Genomic DNA, 20,112 nt, shown 5'->3' with positions numbered 1-20,112 from the left:
GGGTGCAGTTCGCCTTAGGCTCAGTACTCCCTGCACTCGTTTCCAGCCCTGTCCTGATGCCAGTCGCTGTGCGACAATGCGCGCGCCTCGCGCGCACTCTCGCCGCTGATATCTCTCATCAGCCGCGCTTTTCGCTTTTCCAACCGGATCAAAACATTGCTCACAACCGCCAACCTCACCATGCAGTTCGGTGCCAAGCCGCTGTTTGAAAACGTGTCCGTGAAATTCGGCAACGGCAACCGCTACGGCCTGATCGGCGCCAACGGCTGCGGCAAATCCACCCTGATGAAGATTCTCGGGGGAGATCTGGAGCCGTCCTCCGGCAATGTGTCCAAGGACCCGGACGAGCGCATCGGCAAGCTGCGCCAGGATCAGTTCGCCTACGAGAAATACTCGGTGGTGGACACCGTGATCATGGGCAACGAAGAGTTGTGGAAGATCAAGGAAGAGCGCGACGGCATCTACGCCAAGGCGGAAATGAGCGAGGAAGATGGCATACGCGCCGGCGAGCTGGAGGCGGAATTCGCCGAGCTGGACGGCTACACCGCCGAATCCCGCGCCGGTGAGCTGCTGTTGGGCCTGGATATTCCGGTGGAGCAGCACTTCGGGCCCATGAGTGAGATTGCCCCCGGCTGGAAACTGCGCGTGCTGCTGGCCCAGGCCCTGTTCGCCGATCCGGACATCATGTTGCTGGACGAGCCCACCAACAACCTGGACATCAATACCATTCGCTGGCTGGAAGACGTGCTCAACCAGCGTCAGTGCACCATGATCATCATTTCCCACGATCGCCACTTCCTGAACAGTGTCTGTACCCATATGGCAGACCTGGATTACGGCGAAGTGCGCCTGTACCCGGGCAACTATGATGAATACATGACCGCGGCTACCCAGGCCCGCGAGCGTCTGCATGCGGACAATGCGAAAAAGAAACAGCAAATCGCCGAGTTGAAAACCTTTGTCAGCCGCTTCAGCGCCAACGCCTCCAAGTCCAAGCAGGCCACCAGCCGCGCCAAGCAGATCGACAAGATCAAGCTGGATGAGGTGAAACCCTCCAGTCGCCAGAATCCCTACATTATTTTCGAGCAGGACAAGAAGCTGTTCCGCAACGCGCTGGAAGTGAAGGGGCTGGCCAAATCCTTTGACGAAGCGCTGTTCTCCGGCCTCGACCTGCGCGTGGAAGTGGGCGAGCGCATCGCCATCATCGGTCCCAACGGCATTGGCAAATCCACCTTGCTGCGCTGTCTGGTGGGGGATCTGGCACCCACCGCCGGGGAAGTGAAATGGTCCGAGAACAGTGAACTGGGTTACTACGCCCAGGACCATGCCCACGACTTCGCCGACGATATGGACCTGTTCGCCTGGATGAACCAGTGGGGGCAGGAGAAGGACGACGAGCAGGTGATCCGTGGCACCCTGGGCCGCTTGCTGTTTTCCCAGAAAGATATCGGCAAATCCGTGAAGGTGATCTCCGGGGGAGAGCAGGGGCGCATGCTGTTCGGCAAGATCATGCTGCAACGGCCCAATATTCTGCTGCTGGATGAGCCCACCAACCACATGGACATGGAATCCATCGAGTCCCTGAACCTGGCCCTGGAAAACTACCCGGGAACCCTGCTGTTCGTCAGCCATGACCGGGAATTCGTGTCCTCCCTGGCCACCCGGATTATCGAAATCACTCCCACCGGTATCGTCGACTTCCAAGGCAGCTACGACGATTACCTGAAAAGTCAGGGCGTGGGCTGAATCGACGTTTGTCTCTGTTGGAGCCTTGGTTGCAAGGCGAAGGCCCGTAATTCAGCAATGAGCCTGCTGATGTTTCTTCGCTTTGCGAGCAAAGCTCCAACAATGCTTCGCTAGCGGTTTCCCCGCACCATCGCCCAATGCCGCACCTGCGTTCCCGGCATCGGCGCTTCATGCACCACCTCGAACCCGAAACGCCGGTACAGCGATACATTGTCCGGATTATGGGTGTCCAGATAGGCGGGCAACCCTTCCCGGTCCAACCGCTCCAGCGTTGGCTCCAGCAGCCTTGTGGCCAAGCCCCGGCCCTGATGCTGCGGATCAATCCCCAGTAATAACAGGTAGGCATGGGGCTTGCTCATCAGACCGTCGTGCACTTTCTGCATGGCGTCTCCAGCATCCAGTTGCCGTTTCACTGCCGCCGGCCCTTGACGCAACATGGGCAGAGCACCAAAGCGCACCATATCCATCACACTCCGATGCAGAGCCCCGGAAGGCAGCCACAGCGCAGCGCCGTCTACGGAACCCGGTGGGGTACAGATTTCTCCCCGGTGCTGAGCATGGCGAGCCAGAAACAGGAAGGTATGGCGGGACTGGGCCAGCCGGCGCGAGTCATCCGGAAAGAAATAGCAAAACAGGGGGTCCCGGTAAAAAGCCAGACTGAGGACTCGGGCGATGGCATCAATGCGAAGGGGATCATTTACATTCATGAGCGGGTGGGGTTTGCTAAACGGCAGCCAAGCATACCGGAAGCGGCGAAAAATACAGGTATAACGGATAGCCCTCCGGCCTGTTCTGATCCTGTTACATTTTACATACTGGTGAGAATGTCGGACTTCCGCTAGGCTCGGGAACACTTGAATAAAAAAGAAACAGAATAATAACCCCCCGGGAGAGAGGGACCATGGATATACTCCAGCTGCTGGTCGGCGGGATAGCCAATGGCTGCATTTACGGGCTGTTGGCGCTGGGTTTTGTATTGATCTACAAGGCATCCGAAGCGGTCAACTTCGCCCAGGGCGACATGATGATGCTGGGGGCCTTTCTCGGCGTTACCTTCATCAATGCCAGCTACGCGGACCTGCCTTTTCTGGTGGGCATCACCCTGGCCGCCCTGATCCTCGGCCTGTTCGGCTACCTCCTTGATCGTTTCGTGCTGCGAGCCATCTTTGGCCAACCGCAATTTGCCATGGTGATTCTGACCATCGCCCTCGGATTTCTGATCCGCTTCGTGGCCGGGGTGATCTGGGGGCATGATCCCACCTCCCTGGAAACGCCCTTTATTGGCCGGGTCTGGACACTGGGGGAACTGATGATCCCGGTGGTGGACGCGGTGATCATCATTACCACGGTGGCGCTTACCTCCATTCTCTACTTCTTCTTTGCCCGTACCCGTCTTGGCGTGGCCATGCAGGCCAGCAGCCAGAACCAGATGGCGGCTTACTACATGGGCATTCCGGTGAAACGCATCAATGCCATTGTCTGGGCCCTGTCCGGGGTGGTGGCGGCCATTGCCGGGGTCATGTTTGCCGCCAAGGGGGCGGTGGAGCCTTCCGTGGGACTGCTGTTCGGTATCAAGGCGTTTGCGGCGGCGGTGATCGGCGGCCTGGGCTCTTTGCCCGGGGCGCTGCTGGGCGGCCTGCTGGTGGGCATCGTGGAACCCTTCGCCGGTCGCTATCTGCCGTCCGGCGTCGGCCAGATTGCCCCCTATGTGTTGATGTTGCTGGTGCTGATCCTGCGCCCCGGCGGCCTGTTCGCGCAGATCAGCCAGAAGAAGGTGTAGGCCATGAGCAACCGATTCAAAAGCCGTTACGACGACGATATCAATCTGTTTGAAGGGCGCTGGCACCTGGCCCACTACGCCATCCTGATGGCGCTATTGTTGGCCGCGCCCTGGCTGCTGGGCACCTACTATCTGGGTGAGCTCACTGCCGTGCTGGTGTGGTCCCTGGCGGGGCTGGGCCTGATGCTGATCAGTGGTCATACCGGGCAGGTCAGCCTGGGGCATGCGGCCTTCATGGCCATTGGGGCCTTTACCAATCTGGCGTTGATGCTGCGTGGCTGGCACTTTCTGCCTGCCTTGCTGGCCAGTGCAGTCACCTCCGGAGTGATCGGTGCGATCATCTCACGGCCGATCCTGCGTATGAGCGGCATCTATCTGGCCATCGCCACTCTCGCACTGAGCATCATTATCGAGGACGTGGCGATTATGGCCGAGCCGATTACCGGTGGGGTGGCCGGGGTGTTTGCCCCGCCGATTGCCATGTTCGGCATGGAGATCGACCGGTATGCCACCCCGGAAGCCTTCTACTATCTCTGCCTGGCGGTACTGGTGCTGGTCACCCTGGGGTATCTGAACCTGCTGCGCAGTGCCTCGGGCCGCTCTTTCCTGGCCGTGCGTGACAGTGAAGTGTCCGCCCGGGCCCTGGGGGTCAATGTGGCCCGCGCCAAGACCCTGTCTTTCAGCCTGTCCTGCGCTATCACCGGCCTGGCCGGGGCGCTCTATGCCCACCTGGCCCAGGCGGTGAACTATGAAAGCTTCCTGGTACTGATCTCCATCACCTTGCTGTTGCAGATCGTGATCGGCGGACTGGGCTCGGTGCACGGGGCCTTCTTCGGCGCCATTGTGGTGGTGTTGCTGCCACAATTGATCGCCATCGCCAGTGATTACCTGGATAACACCGCCGGCATCCAGATTGCGGCCTACCCGGGCCTGGATACGGCCCTGTTCGCCCTGCTGATTCTGCTTATGGTGATTTACGAACCGCGTGGCCTCTACGGCGTCTGGTTCAAGGTGCGCACCTGGTTGCAGCTGTTCCCGCTGTACCGCAAGGGGATGTTCCGCCGTACCCGTACCTACCTGAAAACGGAGCGCCAACGATGAGTCTGTTACAGGTAAAGGATCTCTCCATTTCCTTCGGCGGGGTGAAAGCGGTGGACGGTGTCAGTTTCACCGTGGAGCCCGGCGAAGTGTTCACCCTGGTTGGCCCCAACGGGGCAGGGAAATCCACCATCTTCAATCTGATCAGCCGTCTCTATGAACCGGGCGGCGGGCAGATCCTCTTTGACGGGCAGGACATTACTTCCCTGCCGGCGCATAAGGTGGCCGGGCTGGGTATCGCCCGCACTTTCCAGAATATTGAATTGTTCGATCACTCCTCGGTACTGCAGAACCTGTTGATCGGCCGTCATTGCCGGCGCAATACCCGCTGGTTCGAGGAGCTGTTGTTCCTGCCCAAGGTGCGGCGCAGTGAACGGGAGCATCGGCTGCTGGTGGAAGAGGTGATTGATTTCCTCGACCTGGCTCCCTACCGGGACAAGCTGATCGCCGGCCTGCCCTACGGGGTGCGCAAGGTGGTGGAAATTGCCCGGGCCCTGTCCAGCCAGCCGAAACTGATCCTGCTGGATGAACCGGCTTCCGGCCTCAGCGTGGAAGAAACCCAGAACATGGCCTGGTGGATCGAGGACATGCAGAAAGATCTGGGCCTGACCGTACTGATGGTAGAGCACGACATGAGCCTGGTATCGCGGGTATCCAACCGGGTGCTGGCGGTGTCGGAAGGCCGGCCGCTGGCCATGGGCACCGCCGCCGACGTACAGGCAGACCCCAAGGTGATCGAAGCCTATCTGGGCACGGAGGCAACCTCATGAGTGCAGTGCAGAAAGACGCCATGAATGATGCCAAGCCGCTGCTGCAGGTCAAAAATCTGGAAGCCTTCTACGGCCCGGTGATGGCCCTGCGCGGGGTATCCATCGATGTGTTCGAAGGCAAGGTGGTTGCCATCCTTGGCGCCAACGGCGCCGGCAAGACCACCCTGATGAAAACCATTTCCGGCGCCCTGGCGCCGCGCAAGGGCAGCATCAGCCTGGCTGGCGAAGCCATCGAGGGGCGCGAACCGGATGCCCTGGTCCGTCAGGGTATCGCCCACGTGCCGGAAGGCCGGGAAGTGTTTCCGTTTCTCACCGTGGAAGAGAATCTGGCCATGGGGGCTTACATCCGCCGCGACAAGGCGGGTATCCGCCAGGACATGGAGATGGTGTATGACTATTTCCCGATCCTGCTGGAGCGCCGCAACCAGCCCGCCGGCACCCTGTCTGGCGGTCAGCAGCAGATGCTGGCCATCGGTCGCGGGCTGATGTCGCGGCCGTCGCTGATGTTGCTGGATGAACCGTCCCTGGGGCTGTCGCCGCTGCTGGTGCAGGAAATCTTCGCCATCGTCCGTCGGCTGAATAAAGAGCAGGGCGTGACTCTGTTGCTGGTGGAGCAGAATGCCCAGGTGGCACTGAACACGGCGGACCATGGCTATGTGCTGGAAACCGGCCGCATCGTCATGGACGGCAGCGCCGAGGCGTTGCTCGCCAGCGACGACATTCGCGAGTTCTATCTGGGCCAGTCGGCGGGGGATGACCGACCGGAAAAACGCTGGAAACGAAAGAAGACCTGGCGCTGATGATGACAACAACCAACAACGCACCGACCCGTCTCCACGGTTGCGACACCGTGGTCAAACTGTGGCGCCAGCAATGCCTGGAGCGGGGAGCGCAAATTGCGCACCGGGAAAAGGACCTGGGCATCTGGCAGAGCTACAGCTGGCAGGACTATTACGAAAAGGCCCGCGCCATCGGCGTGGCGCTGCTGTCTCTCGGCCTGGAGCGGGGCCAGCCGGTCTCCATTCTCAGTGAAGACAACAAGGAATGGCTCTACTGCGATCTGGGTATCGCCGGCGCGGGCGGCATCAGCAATGGTGTCTACACCACCGACAGTGCCGAGCAGCTGGCCTACCTGGTCAATGACAGTGGCTCGGCTTTCCTGTTCGTGGAAAACGATGAACAGCTGGACAAATACCTGACCGTACGCGACCAGGTGCCCACCCTGAAAAAAGTGATCGTGTTCGATCGCAAGGGGCTGCGGGATTTCAGTGATCCCATGGTCATGTTCCTGGATGAACTCTACGCCCTGGGCGAGGGCATCGCCGATGCCGAAGCCCGGTTCAGCGCCAGCATCGCCGAGAGTCAGCCGGATGACATCCGCATGCTGATCTACACCTCCGGCACCACCGGTGCCCCCAAGGGCGCCATGATCAGCCACCGCAATGTGCTGTTCCAGTTGGCGGCTGGTGAGCAGGTGCTGGAAGCCCATGAAGACGACGACCAGCTCTGCTTCCTGCCCCTGTGTCATATCCTGGAGCGGCTGGTGTCGGTGGAAGTGCCCATCTACAAGGGCTGTACCGTGAACTTTGCGGAAAGCCCGGAAACCGTATTCGAGAACCTGCGCGAAGTGTCGCCCCATACCTTTGCCGCGGTGCCGCGTCTGTGGGAAAAGATCTACAGCTCCATGATGACCCTGCGAGACGAAGCCACCGGTTTTGGCCGCTGGTGTTTCGACCGGGCTCTTGCTGCCGGGGATGGCTGGCACTGTGAGCGCAAACGCTCGCCGCTTTCCTGGCTGCATTACCAGTTCTGGAACCTGTTGGTGTTGCGCAATGTCCGTGACCTGATCGGCATGGCGCGTCTGCGTCGGGGCACCACCGGCGCGGCACCCATTTCCCCGGACCTGATTCGCTGGTTCCAGTCCCTGGGCGTGCCGCTTTATGAAGGCTATGGCATGACCGAAACCACCGGCGTGGTATCGCTCAACAGCAAGGACCGGGCCCGGGTGGGTTCCGTGGGCGAGCCGCTGCCCGAGACCGAGGTACGCATTGCCGACAACGGTGAAGTGCTGGTACGCGGTGACCATGTGTTCGCCGGTTACTGGCGCAAGCCGGAAAAAACCGCGGAAGATATCCGCGATGGCTGGCTGCACACCGGCGATGTGGGGCGTCTGGAAGACGGCATGCTCACCATTACCGGTCGCCTGAAAGACATCATCATCACCGCCGGCGGCAAGAATATTACCCCGGCGGAAATTGAAAGCCGCATAAAGTTTTCTCCGTATATTTCCGATGCCGTGGTCATTGGCGACCAGCGCAAGTACCTCACCTGCCTGATCATGATTGATCAGGAAAACGTGGAGAAATATGCCCAGGGTCGTCAGGTCCCGTTTTCCAACTTCGCCTCCCTGTGTCGTGCCAAGGAGGTGATCGACCTGATCGACAGCATCATTACGGATGTGAATAAACAGTTCGCCCAGGTGGAACAGATCAAGTATTTCCGCCTGATCGACGTGCTGCTCACCGCCGAAGATGAGGAGCTGACTGCCACCATGAAGCTGAAGCGTTCCTTCGTGGAGAAAAAACATAAGCACCTGATTGATTCCATGTACTGATTGCAATTACCTGAAGTCACGGCTTCAGGTATGAATTCGAGAGGAGAATGCATCATGAAGAAGCTTTGTCTGGCGGCTCTCGCCGCAGCCACCCTGATCGGGTGCAGTGATAACAAGGAAGAAGAGAGTGCCGCCGCCGAGTCGGTGCGTGGTGTCAGTGATACGGAAATCAAACTGGGCGGCATGCACGATCTGTCCGGGGTGTTTGCCGCGTTTTCCTCCCCGGCGGTGCAGGTGGCCAACGACATGTTTGCCGACGTGAATGCCGAGGGCGGGATTCATGGCCGTGAGATCCGCTATATCGTCGAGGATCATGCCTACCAGGTACCCAAGGCCACCCAGGCCACCAACAAGCTGATCAGCCGGGATGAAGTATTTGCCATGGTGATGAGTCTGGGCACGCCCCATAACCTGGCCGCGTTCCCGGTGATGGATCGCAATAATGTGCCCAGCATTCTTCCTCTGGCGCTTTCACGACAGATGGAAGAGGAGGGGGACTTCTCCCACCGTTTCGTCTTTGGCCCCAGTTACTATGAAGGGGTACTGAAAGGCGTCAACTGGATGACGGACGAGTACGGCATCGAGAAAATCTGTGTGATGTACATTCCCTCGGATTTCGGCGAGGAGGTGAACCAGGCGATTAACGACGCCGCGGCGGGCAAGGATTCCCTGACCCTGGCGGAAAGCACCTCCCACCGACCGGACGAGAGTGATTTCACCGGCACCCTGGCGCGCCTGAAGGATGCCGGTTGCCAGTTGGTCGCCGTGGCCCTGCCGGTGCGGCCGATCATTTCCGTGGTGGCCACCGCCAAGGAAATGGGCTGGGATGACGTGAAATTCGTGGTTTCCCAGGCCGGCTTCCATTCCGCCGTTGCCGCGGCACCCGGGGGTGTCACCGAAGGGCTTTACGGTGTGTCTCCCTGGCAGGATATCGTCAGCCGCATGAAGGATGTACCGGAAGCGAAACAATGGGCGGAAGAGTACCAGGCGCAATACGGCTCTGTGCCCAGCGGCGGTGCCGTGCTCGGGCGTGTGGGTGCCATGGTGACCATCGAGGCACTGCGCAAGGCTGGCCCGGATCTGACCACCGATTCTTTCCTGGCGGCCATGGAGTCTCTGGATTTCAATGATCCGGTCACCGGGGTGGATATCAAGATGAGCGCCACCAATCATCGTGCCGGCAACGACATGATTCTCTCCAAAGTCATCGACGGTGTCTGGGAGCCGGTGGTGACCCTGGAAGACTGACCACCCGCTTTGCCGCAGGCGCTTTGCTCGCAAAGCGCCTGCGGCCCCTATCAATCCCCCCTCCCGTATCAGGTATACTCGCGCCTCCTGGATTATTTGGTGACTCTCCATGCAGGCCACTTCAACGTCCGTATCCCCCGGCTGGCGGCAACGCCTGGCTTCTCTGCTGAATACCCCGCTTTTCGGACACACCATTACAGCTTTGATCCTTCTCAATGCCATTATTCTGGGCGTGGAAACCTCCGCGGTAGCCCAGGAGCGGGCAGGGCAGTGGCTAAACCTGCTTAACCAGGTGGTGCTGGCCGCGTTCGTGCTGGAAATCGTCCTCAAGCTGGTTGCCTTCGGGCCACGCTTCTTCCGCTCCGGCTGGAATGTGTTCGATTTTCTGATCGTTGCCATTTCTCTGGCTCCAACGTCCGGGCCCCTGGCGATTCTGCGCAGCCTGCGGATTTTGCGGGTATTGCGCCTGCTGTCATCGGTGAGGCGGTTACGCATGCTGGTGGAGTCATTGATGCAGGCCCTGCCGGGGATCGGCTGGACGGCGGCATTATTGTTGATGATGTTCTACATCTTTGCGGTGATGGGTACCGAGCTGTTCGGTGAGGCGTTCCCGCAGTGGTTCGGCACGCTCGGCGCCAGCATCTACAGCCTGTTCCAGATCATGACTCTGGAAAGCTGGTCCATGGGCATTGCCCGTCCGGTGATGGAGGTCTACCCCTTTGCCTGGATCTTCTTCGTGCCCTTTATCCTGATCTCCAGCTTTATGGTGCTGAACCTGTTTATTGCCATCATCGTCAGCGCCACCCAGGAAGTGCACGAAAGCGAACAGCGCGCCGAACGGGATGCCAACAACCAGATCGCCCATGACGAACGTCAGGAAATGCTCGACCTGATGCGTGCCATGCATGAAAAGATTGCCGCGCTGGAAATCGCTTTGCAGAAAAAAACCGGCCAATAGTGCCGGCATGAAATGGCTGTAGGCGCTTGCAGGCAAGTTCCTACAGGAAAAGTGAAAGGCCCGGAAACGCTCCGGGCCTTTTTTGTGGAGGTAGTGTGTTGGAAGGTAGGCTGGATTGCCTCCTTGCTAGACAGTTTCCACCAGCACGATCTCGCTGTCCGCTTCTGCCACCACGGTCAGATGTGTTTCGTCACTGATGGCCAGGCCATCGCCGGTATCGGCCAACACCTCATTCACCCTGACCCGTCCCTTGGCGGGCACCAGATAGACCTTGCGACCCGCCTCCACCGGGTAGGTCACCGTCTGGCCCTCGCTCAGGTTGGCGGCCACGACACGGGCATCCGCCTGAATCGGCAGGGCATCGCCGTCATCCGGGTAGCCACTGGCGAGTATCTCGAAGTGTCCCTCGCGGGATGCCTTCGGGAAGGGCTTGCTGCCCCAGGTGGGTGGCAAACCGGTGGCATTCGGAATGATCCAGATCTGAAAGATCCGGGTCTCCGTATCCTCCAGGTTTTGCTCGCTATGAGTAATCCCGGTACCGGCGGACATCACCTGCACATCGCCGGCTTCCGTGCGCCCACTGTTACCCAGGCTGTCCTGGTGGGTAATGGCACCCTGGCGCACATAGGTGATGATCTCCATCTCCCGGTGAGAGTGCGCCGGGAAGCCCGTGTGTGGTGCGATGGTGTCATCGTTCCATACCCGCAGGTCACCCCAGTGGACCCGTTTGGGATCGTGATAATTGGCGAAGGAAAAGTGGTGCCGGGTATCCAGCCAGCCGTGTCGGGCATGGCCCAGTTCATTGCGTGCGCGCAGCTCGATCATGACGTCCTCCTGTAACAGGCTCCATTGCCTGTCCGTCGATGGAGTCACTATATGATCAGTATGACTGATTAAGAATGGGCTATTTTTGTGGAATAAAATCAATTTAGTTGATGTTTCGGGCGCTTACCGGACGGCATTCCCGGCAAACGATGAACCGGCATCTTCCTGTCGAATGATGGCCGCCACATCCGATAAGAGGATGCCCCCTCCAAGAACGGAGGCATAACACCCAACAAGGAGAGCCATCATGTCCGCTAATACCGTCCGCTTGCACCGCGTCCTGCGCGCCACCCCGGATCGCGTCTACCGCGCCTTTCTGGACGCCGATGCCATGGTCAAATGGCTGCCGCCCCATGGCTTTACCGGCAAGGTCCATGAAATGGACGCCCGTGAAGGGGGCGGCTATCGCATGTCGTTCACCAACTTCTCCACCGGCAAAAGCCACTGCTTCAGCGTCCGCTACCTGGAACTCAAGCCCAACGAACGGATACGCCACACCGACCAGTTCGACGACCCCAACTTGCCCGGTGAAATGCCGGTCACCATTTCGCTGAAAGAGGTGCTGTGCGGCACCGAGCTGACCATCACCCAGGAGGGCGTGCCCGAGGTGATACCGGTGGAGTTCTGCTATCAGGGCTGGCAGGAATCTCTGGAAATGCTGGCGCAACTGGTGACCCCGGAAATCCCGGACGAAGGGTGATCGAATCTTGTCCCGGTAAGGCCATGCCTGTTCACGCGCGGGGTAGGGTGATGGTGTAGAGTTGCCAGGGAATCTTTTACCAACACGTCTCAACGTCGGAGTGACCATGTCCAACTCGCCACAACAATGGTTGCAGGCTTTCACCGGGGGCTTTATCGCCACTCTGCTGTTTCACCAAGGGGTGCTGGCGCTGTTCTGGCTGGGCGGTCTGGTCCCGGCGGCGCCCTGGAACATGACACCGGTGCCGCCCTTCGGTATTCCCCAGGTATTGTCGCTGGCATTCTGGGGCGGTGTCTGGGGTGTGCCAGTCTGGTGGTTGATCCGTCGCTGGCAGGGCATCCGGCACTGGCTCGGCGCGCTGATCATCGGCGCCATCGGCCCGACGCTGGTTGCCATGCTGCTGGTGTTTCCCCTGAAAGGGCTGGACGTGAACGCCGCCAAGGTGGTTGGCGGCCTGATTGTTAACGGTGCCTGGGGATTGGGGCTGGCCGCGTGGATGTGGCTCAACCGGGCACGTTGGCATAGCTGATGAAACAGGCGCCATTGGCGCCTGTTTTCGTTGTGATTGCAGTTGGCCGCAGAGCCAGGAAATGGCACGAACAGCCCTAGTCTTGTGTTGCCATCGTGGTAGCGTTGACCTTCATTTCATCGGCGGGAGCCAAGCATGCCCAGTAACACCCATACCGTGATGGTCACCGGCGCTTCCGGCTATATTGCCGGCTGGATTGTGAAATACCTGCTGGAGGCAGGCCATACGGTCCACGCCACCGTGCGTGATCCCAACAAGGCGAAAAGCGTGGATCACCTCAAGCGCATTGCCGAAGCGGCACCCGGTACCCTGGAACTGTTCAAGGCCGACCTGCTGGACGCGCAGAGCTTCGATGCCCCCATGCAGGGGTGCGATATCCTCATGCATACCGCCTCGCCGTTCGTGCTGGATGGCTTCACCGATGCCTACGATGCCCTGGTTCGCCCGGCGGTGGAAGGGACCCGCAATGTGCTCAACGCCGCCAACCGCTGCGAAACCCTCAAGCGAGTGGTGCTGACCAGCAGCGTGGCCTCCGTGTACGGGGATGCCACGGACATGAAAGGCAAAAGCGCCTTCACCGAAGCCGACTGGAACACCACCAGCAGTGTTGACCATAACCCGTACCAGTACTCCAAGGTGGCCGCCGAAAGGGAGGCCTGGAAAATCCACGACGGTCAGTCTCAGTGGGACCTGGTAACCATCAACCCGGGCATGGTCTACGGCCCGTCCCTGACCAACGCCAGTAACTCTGCCAGCATTGGCACCCTGCTGGATATGGGTCGCGGCAAACTGAAAACCGGTGTGCCGGCTTTGGAATACGGCATGGTGGACGTGCGCGAAGTGGCCCAGGCGCATTTGCTGGGGGCGTTCAAACCGGAAGCGGAGGGGCGCTACATTCTGGTCAGCCAGTCCGTGTCCATGCTCGACATCGCCGGCATGCTGCGCAAACAATTCGGCAAGCAGTATCCCTTCCCGATGATGAAGGTGCCCAAGCCGGTGGTATGGGCTGTCGGCCCGTTCATGGGCCCGGTCACCCGCAAGTTCATCAGCCGCAATGTGGGCTACCCCCTGCGCTTCGACAACAGCCGCAGCAAGGCACTGGGCGTTAGCTACCGCCCGGCCGCTGACACCCTGACAGACCACTTCGAGCAGGTGCTGGAAGACGGGCTGGTACGGCGTCGATAACGCGGTGGCTTGCTGAAAACCTTCGCCTTGCGAGCAAGGCTCCAACGACTCGCCTTGACCGTTGGGGCCTTGCTTGCATAGCGAAGAGCCAATGGTGGGAAAACCTTTTCCGGATTCCCTCATCCCAGTATTAATTCTGCCCCATCACCAGATTGCCCCTGGCTCATTATGTTGCAGGTTGGGGGGATGTAGTGGGCCATGATCATAATGCTCGCCTTAAACCAGTCGTTAAAATGATGTCATCTCCAATCCTCTTCCGGTATGGTTTTCCGCTGGCATGAAGCCAGTTCAAAGTAAAGGCTGAGCTGAGGGAGCTTGGTCAGGAGAACACCTTTTTCACAGTGTTTGATAACAGGGATCCGTTTTCTCAGGGGGATACATTATGTTTCTACGTGCATTCTGTGCAATTTTTCTGCTTTGGGGTTCTATTGCTCAGGCAAAAACTTTCATCGTGAACAGCGACGGTGATAACAATAATCCGGTCGATGATCTGGTCACTCTGCGGAAGGCGATTGCCTCGGCCAACGCGCTGGAAGGGCCCGATACGATCCTGCTTCCGGAAAGATTCCAGATAGAAACCAGTGTGGGTTATTCCATCAGAGATGATGTTGAGATACTCGGTGTAGCAGGGGCTGAGGCGGAGATTATCAACACTGCCGATTCTTTAGGAGCTTCGCTGTTCGACCTGGAAAGTGGTCGCCAAGTCCATTTTGAAAATCTGGTTATTGGGGCCTTGCAGAATCAAGGCAAAGGGATTGCTGCCTGCGGCAGTGTGACGATGGATAATATCGTCGTTACCGGATTTTACCAGGCTTTTGACCTGTGCTCCGCGCCGGTCAACCTGCAGGTAATTCGAAGCAGTGTTCTCGACAATACCACTGCGTTGGGCTGGAATACTTTCAACGAGGGAAATCAGGTTGTTGCTCTGTTTGATCGTTCTCTGATTGCTGGCTCAAGCATCTTTGTTCGTGCCTACAATGCTGATGTGAATGTGGAAATTCGTAACTCACTCTATGTGGCGCAAGATGCTTATTTGCGTATAGTAGGTAGCACATCTATGAAGATTATTGACAGTGCACTGATCCTGTCAGACAGCGGTACCCTGCTCACGGCGAATTACGAAAGTCACAAAGATTCTACAATCAGTCCCCGGCAGTATTTCTATCCGAGTCTGGAAATAATCCAGTCCACAATTGCCGGTCATCAGACAGGATATCCTGTAATCAAGGGCGATGGCGCTAATGTGCGTATCGCCCACACAACCATTGCCGACAATCTTAATAACCAGGGCCATCTTTTTGTGTTCGCTGGCCATAAGAATCCCGACTCAAATCAATGGCAGGGGGGAGTCACGATCGAACACTCCGTCATTGATAGGTATCAGACCGCTGACGTGCCCATCGAAATAAGAAATATAGATCTCAAGGCGCGTTTTTCTTTTGTGCCCGCCATCAACAGGGCTATTGGTTCAGAAAGCATCGATTTTGATGCTTTCAGTTCTCTGTATCAGGGCGCCCCGTCCTACCTAGCCGATCCAGTATTAGACTCGTTCAATCTACCCTATTACTTGCCCCAGAGTGGCAGTCCGCTGATTGATGCCGGTGACTCGGAACTCGTTGCTGGTGAAGATGGTGTGCCTGAGCTGGAACAGCGGCAATCCAATCGTATTCTGGGTGCGGCCATCGATATCGGTGCAACGGAATACAATCATGAACCTGTGCTGAACGATGATGCGTTGATAACCGCCTACGAAGAGCAGATCGCATTATTGGCTGATCCGGATGAGGACATCGTGCTGGATCTGGACAACTTCGTCAGTGATCCGGATGGTCACATCATTGAGCTGCTTGATTTCTATAGTGAAGGGGCGATTACCTTCGAGCCTGCTACCCATACTATCAGCGGCCACCAAAATGCATTCAAGGCAGCGGTTATGAGGGTGAAGATGACCGATGAAACCGGCTTGAGTGCAGTGCAAGAAATGGACTGGCAACCAAAAAATGACGCCAAAGGCGATGGTGGTAGCGGTGGGGGAGGCGGTAGCCTGCCGGCAACTATTCTTGGGGCGATAGTGCTGCTCGGTATGGGGCGGGCTCGACGGAGAAAAATCACCCTTTAATGAATGTTGAATTGCTGGAAGGGGCTGCTTGGGAAAACCATGCAAAGCGCTGGCTCCTAGCCCAAGCATAATCTCCCACAAAGCCAAAACGCAGGGTGGATTAGCCGGAAGGCGTCAATCCACCCTGCGGTCGACATCAGGACTGACTGGCCTGCTCGCGGCGCGGCTCGTAGGGCTCGCCGCCACCGGGGAAGGCCAGACGCAGGTTGTTCAGCCAGGTGGTGCCGAACTGGCGGAACAGGGAGGCGCTGTTGTAGGGGATGCCATAGCGATCCGCCAGCGCGCGAACCCGTGGCGCCACTTCCTGATAGCGGTTGCTGCACATGTCCGGGAACAGGTGGTGTTCGATCTGGTGTGACAGGTTACCGGACAGGATATGAAACAGCTTGCCACCCTCGATGTTGCAGGAACCCAGCATCTGGCGCAGATACCAGCGCCCACGGGTTTCGCCTTCCACCTGTTCCAGGGTGAAGTTGTGCGCCCCGGCCGGGAAGTGCCCGCAGAAGATAATGGTGAAGGCCCAGATGTTGCGGATCAGGTTGGCCACCGCATTGGCGCCAGCCACTATCCCGAACACCAGCAGCGGCGAGAAGGGCACGTAGAAGGAAATCGGGATCGCCACCAGCGCCGCCGCCAGTGGCCAGGCGATGTAATCCTTGGCCACCTGCCGCCATACCTTGTAGCCAATCCGTTTTAACAACGGCGTGAAATCCTTGAGCTTGTTCTTGCCTTTCAGGTGGTCATCGATGGCTTGCTCATGGACGGCCACGCCTTCTTCGAACAACAGCATCAGCAGAATGAAATAGATCGGCTGCAACAGAAACGCCGGTTTCCACTTCTGCATGGGCGTTACCCGCATGATGCCGTAGCCCACATCCAGATCCTTCTCCAGCACATTGGTCCAGGTGTGATGCACCACATTGTGGGAATGCATCCAGCGGTCCGAGGGGCTCATGGTGTCCCACTCCCAGGTGTTGGATTGAATCTCCGGGTCCTTCATCCAGTCCCACTGGGCGTGAAGCACGTTGTGGGCGATTTCCATGTTTTCCAGAATCTTGGCGATACCGAGCATGAACACGCCCAGCCCCAGGATAGTGAGCATCACCGGCCAGGCGGCCAGCGCGTGGCCCCAGGCGGGGATGAAAAACAGTGACAGGTAAATGATGAAGCGGGCGCTGACCGCCATGGTGCGCTGGGTCTTGATAACCTTGAGGATATAGGCACGGTCCCGGTCGCCGCGGGAATCAAACACCTCGTTGCGAATGGCTTCCAGCTCGTGGCCGAATTCTTCGATCTGTTCGTCGGTCAGGTCGACCGGGTATTGATGGGTTTTCATTATTGTTCCCTCACAAATCCAGTTCGCAATCGCCGGCGGCGGCGCAGATGCAGGTCTGTACAATGCTGCCTGCCTCGTTCAGTACCTCGCCGGTACGCAGGTCACGTACACAGCCGGACACCAGGGTGGTGTTGCAGGTATGGCAGATGCCCATGCGGCAGCCGTGGGGCGGGTTCATGCCGGCTTCCTCGGCCACTTTCAGCAGCGGCGTGTCGCTGTCGCCGTCAGTTTCCACATCGCTCTGGGCGAAGCGCACCCGGCCACCCACCGCATCGGCGGGCACCTCGGTAAAGGGGGCGCGGAACCGCTCCACATGCAACCGGCGGATACAACCCGCGTCTTCCATGCATTGCTCGATGGCTTCCAGCAGGGAAGGGGGGCCGCAGGCGTACACATCCCGTTCTTTCCAGTCCGGGCAGAGTGCATCCAGTTGGGCGGCGGAAAACCGGTTGCGGCTCGGGTCGTCGCCCTCGCGGCTATAAATCAGATGCAGGTGATAGCGATCGTTGTAGCGATCCATCGCCTTCAGTTCCTTGCCCAGCACCACATCAAACTCATGGGGTGCATAGTGGATATGGTGGGTATCCGGCAGGCGCCCCTGGGCAATCAGGCTGTTGACCATGCTGAAAGCTGGCGTGATACCGCTGCCGGCGGTGATAAACAGCGGCTGGATCGGCTGGGCGTCAGGCAGGTAAAAGTCCCCCTGGGGCAAGCCGATGGGCAGGTAATCGCCCACTTTGATATTGCGCACGATGTGGTGGGAAATGGTGCCCTTGTCGATGGCCTTCACGGTGATGGTGAAGCAGTCGTCCTCCCGCTCCGGCGGGGAGGAAATGGTGTAGGTGCGGGTGTAATGCTTGCCGTTGGCGGGAATCCCTACCCGCACATGCTGACCGGCACGGTGGCCCCGCCAGTTCAGGCCGGGGCGCAGGGTCAGGGTGCGTGCATCCTTGGTTTCATCCCATACCTTGACCACCCTGGCCTGCAGCTTGTGGGTGGTCCACAGCGGATTCACCAGCTCCAGATAATGGGAGGTGCGCAGGGGCCAGGCAAAGTAATCGGTGATGGTACTCAGACGAGACCAGATAGAGGGTGACGCACCTGGCTCGGGCTGGGCGGGTTGACGCATAACGGTTCCTCGTTCGTTGTCATTTTATGAGGTGTTGCTCGCCTGGCGGACCAGGCTGGCGACGGGCAGCAAGGGCGGCCCGCCATTGTCCGTTTTGTCTGTTCTGTTGTGGTAGCGCGTATCAGGGTCAATGTCAGTATCCGCCTGTGCAGGGCGAGCTGACCAACCTGCTTTACGCAATCCCAACGGAATGCCCGTCAAGGCATACAATCGGGGCAGCATGAATGTGCACACTTGTGCGTGCACAAGTGTTTACAAGACTAAAATGACAACGCCCGGCTTGTCCACCCTGTTTTTTTGATACGGCGACAACCCCGCGCCAAACGCGTTGGCGCCTGGCTCACAAAGCGAAACGCCGAGCCTTCTGCCGCTAAAAACCAAACCCGCCATGAAATCCATCGCCCCCCGCCCAACAGTTGGTACACTGCACCCCTGATTTTCTGCCACCCGGGCCCTGACGTGACTGATTCCCTGTTTTCCTCCCTGCCACTGACCAGCGACATGCTCGCCAACCTGGACACACTGGGCTATACGGCCATGACACCGGTACAGGCGGCCAGCCTGCCGCCCCTGCTGAAAGGCCGGGATGTGATTGCCCAAGCCAGCACCGGCAGCGGCAAAACGGCTGCCTTCGGCATCGCTCTGCTGCACCCGCTCAACCTGCGCTACTACGGCTGCCAGGCCTTGGTGCTTTGCCCCACGCGGGAGCTGGCAGACCAGGTGTCTGCCGAGATTCGTCGTCTGGCCCGGGGTGCCGGCAACATCAAGGTGCTGACCCTCTGCGGCGGCCAGCCCATCGGCCCGCAAATCGGCTCCCTGGAGCATGGTGCCCAGGTGGTGGTGGGCACACCCGGGCGCATCCTCAAGCACCTGAGCAAAGGCACACTCAGCCTCGACGGGCTCAATACTCTGGTGCTGGACGAAGCGGACCGCATGCTCGACATGGGCTTCTTCGATGATATTGCGGAAGTGATTCGCCAGACCCCGGCCCGTCGCCAGACCCTGCTGTTCTCCGCCACTTACCCGGCGGGCATCAAGCAGCTGGCAGAAACCTTCATGCGTGACCCGGAGCATGTGGAAGTGGCGGCCATGCACGACAACACCCGCATCGAGCAGCGTTTCTACGAAGTGGAGCCCCTGCAACGCTACGAAGCCGTGGCCGACGCCATCGCCTGCTTCCGGCCCACCGGCTGTGTGGTGTTCTGTGTCACCAAACAGCAGTGCCAGGATGTGGTCAGCCAGCTCTGCCGGCAGGGTCTGGCCGCCCGGGCTCTGAACAGCGACCTGGAGCAGCGCGAGCGGGATGAAGTGCTCACCCTGTTCGCCAACCGAAGTCTGTCTGTACTGGTCGCCACGGACGTGGCCGCAAGAGGGCTGGATATCGACAGCCTGGACATGGTCATCAACGCGGAACTGTCCCACGACCCGCAGACCCATATCCACCGGGTCGGCCGCACCGGCCGGGCGGGGGAGAAGGGCCTGGCCATCAACCTGGTGGCGCCCCGTGAAAGCCGCCGGGCCATGGCCATCGAGGAACTGCAGGGCGAAATGCTCAACTGGCACCCGGTGTCCAGCCTGAAACCCCGCGCCGGCGATCCCATGTTGCCGCCCACGGTGACCCTGTGCATCGGCGCCGGCCGCAAGGACAAACTGCGCCCCGGCGATATTCTCGGCGCTCTCACCGGCGACGCGGGCATCCCCGGCAACCAGGTGGGCAAGATCACCGTCACCGACTACCAGGCCTACGTAGCCATCGAGCGCGATAGCGCCGACCTGGCACTGCAGCGATTAATGCGTGGCAAGATCAAGGGCAAGAACCGGCGGGTAAAAAAGCTTTAGCCCGCCGGCGACCGCCCTTTCCGTTGGAGCTATGCTCGCATGGCGAATACCCAAACCAGAAAAACCGTTCATGTATTGCAGCGAAGAAATCGCGTCTCAACGTCCGCCTACATAAAGAACATGACGATTTCCACCCGACCAGCCTTGTCTCAAAGCGCCAAGGAAGCGTTCCCTTTGCGCTTGAAGTGAGCATGCGTTTGAGTGGAGTTGTGAAGCGTTACGCTATAAATAAAAAT

General features: G+C 59.0%; 17 protein-coding genes. 13 read left to right on the top strand and 4 right to left on the bottom strand.

The features are described 5' to 3' along the window. Nucleotides 1–156: 156 nt before the first annotated feature. Nucleotides 157–1,746 (top strand): ABC-F family ATPase, encoded by a 1,590-nt coding sequence (locus A3714_RS09160; RefSeq protein WP_063508138.1) that lies wholly within the window; start codon nt 157–159, stop codon nt 1,744–1,746. A 110-nt stretch (nt 1,747–1,856) separates the two neighbouring features. Here A3714_RS09160 and A3714_RS09155 read toward each other — a convergent pair whose 3' ends face one another. Then, complete coding sequence (locus A3714_RS09155; RefSeq protein WP_063508137.1) at nt 1,857–2,453, bottom strand: N-acetyltransferase; 597 nt, start codon at nt 2,451–2,453, stop codon at nt 1,857–1,859. Nucleotides 2,454–2,647: 194 nt separating this feature from the next. Here A3714_RS09155 and A3714_RS09150 point away from each other — a divergent pair, with 194 nt between their 5' ends. The 7 genes from A3714_RS09150 to A3714_RS09120 all read left to right on the top strand — a co-directional run bounded on the left by A3714_RS09150 (nt 2,648) and on the right by A3714_RS09120 (nt 10,214). Further along, nucleotides 2,648–3,526 (top strand): branched-chain amino acid ABC transporter permease, encoded by an 879-nt coding sequence (locus A3714_RS09150; protein WP_062816359.1) that lies wholly within the window; start codon nt 2,648–2,650, stop codon nt 3,524–3,526. 3 nt (nt 3,527–3,529) lie between these two features. Beyond that, entirely contained in the window at nt 3,530–4,627 is a 1,098-nt protein-coding gene (locus tag A3714_RS09145) for a branched-chain amino acid ABC transporter permease (protein ID WP_063508136.1), read from the top strand. Then, a complete protein-coding gene (locus A3714_RS09140; protein ID WP_063508135.1) occupies nt 4,624–5,394 on the top strand; it encodes an ABC transporter ATP-binding protein in 771 nt (256 codons plus the stop codon). The genes A3714_RS09145 and A3714_RS09140 overlap by 4 nt, the downstream gene beginning before the upstream one ends. Continuing rightward, a complete protein-coding gene (locus A3714_RS09135) occupies nt 5,391–6,194 on the top strand; it encodes an ABC transporter ATP-binding protein (RefSeq protein ID WP_231866191.1) in 804 nt (267 codons plus the stop codon). The genes A3714_RS09140 and A3714_RS09135 overlap by 4 nt, the downstream gene beginning before the upstream one ends. Continuing rightward, nucleotides 6,194–8,008 carry a long-chain fatty acid--CoA ligase gene (locus A3714_RS09130; RefSeq protein ID WP_063508134.1) on the top strand — a complete coding sequence of 605 codons (1,815 nt, stop codon included), beginning with the start codon at nt 6,194–6,196 and terminating at the stop codon, nt 8,006–8,008. Before A3714_RS09135 ends, A3714_RS09130 begins: the two co-directional genes overlap by 1 nt. A 54-nt stretch (nt 8,009–8,062) precedes the next feature. Next, complete coding sequence (locus A3714_RS09125; protein WP_062816363.1) at nt 8,063–9,256, top strand: ABC transporter substrate-binding protein; 1,194 nt, start codon at nt 8,063–8,065, stop codon at nt 9,254–9,256. A 109-nt stretch (nt 9,257–9,365) separates the two neighbouring features. Beyond that, nucleotides 9,366–10,214, top strand: a complete 849-nt coding sequence (locus A3714_RS09120; protein ID WP_063508133.1) for an ion transporter — start codon at nt 9,366–9,368, stop codon at nt 10,212–10,214. A gap of 126 nt (nt 10,215–10,340) precedes the next feature. Here the strand turns inward: A3714_RS09120 and A3714_RS09115 are convergent, their stop codons facing one another. Beyond that, nucleotides 10,341–11,039, bottom strand: a complete 699-nt coding sequence (locus A3714_RS09115) for a pirin family protein (protein ID WP_063508132.1) — start codon at nt 11,037–11,039, stop codon at nt 10,341–10,343. Between the two features lie 247 nt (nt 11,040–11,286). Here A3714_RS09115 and A3714_RS09110 point away from each other — a divergent pair, with 247 nt between their 5' ends. The 4 genes from A3714_RS09110 to A3714_RS09095 all read left to right on the top strand — a co-directional run bounded on the left by A3714_RS09110 (nt 11,287) and on the right by A3714_RS09095 (nt 15,572). Continuing rightward, on the top strand, nt 11,287–11,739 hold the full coding sequence (locus A3714_RS09110; protein WP_063508131.1) for an SRPBCC family protein: 453 nt from the start codon (nt 11,287–11,289) through the stop codon (nt 11,737–11,739). A gap of 106 nt (nt 11,740–11,845) precedes the next feature. After that, nucleotides 11,846–12,268, top strand: a complete 423-nt coding sequence (locus A3714_RS09105; RefSeq protein WP_063508130.1) for a hypothetical protein — start codon at nt 11,846–11,848, stop codon at nt 12,266–12,268. A 135-nt stretch (nt 12,269–12,403) separates the two neighbouring features. After that, entirely contained in the window at nt 12,404–13,453 is a 1,050-nt protein-coding gene (locus tag A3714_RS09100) for an NAD-dependent epimerase/dehydratase family protein (protein ID WP_063508129.1), read from the top strand. Between the two features lie 382 nt (nt 13,454–13,835). Further along, complete coding sequence (locus A3714_RS09095) at nt 13,836–15,572, top strand: choice-of-anchor Q domain-containing protein (RefSeq protein ID WP_063508128.1); 1,737 nt, start codon at nt 13,836–13,838, stop codon at nt 15,570–15,572. 136 nt (nt 15,573–15,708) lie between these two features. On the opposite strand, the gene A3714_RS09090 is transcribed toward A3714_RS09095, so the two are convergent. After that, nucleotides 15,709–16,908, bottom strand: coding sequence for an acyl-CoA desaturase (locus A3714_RS09090; protein ID WP_063508127.1), 1,200 nt, complete (start codon nt 16,906–16,908; stop codon nt 15,709–15,711). A gap of 10 nt (nt 16,909–16,918) precedes the next feature. Continuing rightward, on the bottom strand, nt 16,919–18,037 hold the full coding sequence (locus A3714_RS09085; protein WP_063508126.1) for a ferredoxin reductase: 1,119 nt from the start codon (nt 18,035–18,037) through the stop codon (nt 16,919–16,921). Between the two features lie 459 nt (nt 18,038–18,496). Here A3714_RS09085 and dbpA point away from each other — a divergent pair, with 459 nt between their 5' ends. Beyond that, the gene (dbpA, locus tag A3714_RS09080; RefSeq protein WP_063508125.1) at nt 18,497–19,876 is read left to right on the top strand and encodes an ATP-dependent RNA helicase DbpA; all 1,380 of its coding nucleotides are present in this window, start codon (nt 18,497–18,499) and stop codon (nt 19,874–19,876) included. Nucleotides 19,877–20,112: the final 236 nt, after the last annotated feature.

The sequence above is a fragment of the Alcanivorax sp. HI0007 genome (assembly GCF_001635525.1).
In the GTDB taxonomy this organism is placed as follows: Bacteria; Pseudomonadota; Gammaproteobacteria; order Pseudomonadales; family Alcanivoracaceae; genus Alcanivorax.
This window is presented reverse-complemented; position numbering and strand designations above follow the sequence as displayed.

Bases quoted from the DNA above. Each gene is read 5' to 3' on its own strand.
- A3714_RS09150 (WP_062816359.1), top strand. From the start codon at position 2,648: ATGGATATACTCCAGCTGCTGGTCGGCGGGATAGCCAATGGCTGCATT.
- A3714_RS09110 (WP_063508131.1), top strand. From the start codon at position 11,287: ATGTCCGCTAATACCGTCCGCTTGCACCGCGTCCTGCGCGCCACCCCG.
- A3714_RS09125 (WP_062816363.1), top strand. From the start codon at position 8,063: ATGAAGAAGCTTTGTCTGGCGGCTCTCGCCGCAGCCACCCTGATCGGG.
- A3714_RS09115 (WP_063508132.1), bottom strand. From the start codon at position 11,039: ATGATCGAGCTGCGCGCACGCAATGAACTGGGCCATGCCCGACACGGC.
- A3714_RS09100 (WP_063508129.1), top strand. From the start codon at position 12,404: ATGCCCAGTAACACCCATACCGTGATGGTCACCGGCGCTTCCGGCTAT.
- A3714_RS09135 (WP_231866191.1), top strand. From the start codon at position 5,391: ATGAGTGCAGTGCAGAAAGACGCCATGAATGATGCCAAGCCGCTGCTG.
- A3714_RS09140 (WP_063508135.1), top strand. From the start codon at position 4,624: ATGAGTCTGTTACAGGTAAAGGATCTCTCCATTTCCTTCGGCGGGGTG.
- A3714_RS09105 (WP_063508130.1), top strand. From the start codon at position 11,846: ATGTCCAACTCGCCACAACAATGGTTGCAGGCTTTCACCGGGGGCTTT.
- A3714_RS09095 (WP_063508128.1), top strand. From the start codon at position 13,836: ATGTTTCTACGTGCATTCTGTGCAATTTTTCTGCTTTGGGGTTCTATT.
- A3714_RS09130 (WP_063508134.1), top strand. From the start codon at position 6,194: ATGATGACAACAACCAACAACGCACCGACCCGTCTCCACGGTTGCGAC.
- A3714_RS09085 (WP_063508126.1), bottom strand. From the start codon at position 18,037: ATGCGTCAACCCGCCCAGCCCGAGCCAGGTGCGTCACCCTCTATCTGG.
- A3714_RS09120 (WP_063508133.1), top strand. From the start codon at position 9,366: ATGCAGGCCACTTCAACGTCCGTATCCCCCGGCTGGCGGCAACGCCTG.
- A3714_RS09145 (WP_063508136.1), top strand. From the start codon at position 3,530: ATGAGCAACCGATTCAAAAGCCGTTACGACGACGATATCAATCTGTTT.
- A3714_RS09155 (WP_063508137.1), bottom strand. From the start codon at position 2,453: ATGAATGTAAATGATCCCCTTCGCATTGATGCCATCGCCCGAGTCCTC.
- A3714_RS09090 (WP_063508127.1), bottom strand. From the start codon at position 16,908: ATGAAAACCCATCAATACCCGGTCGACCTGACCGACGAACAGATCGAA.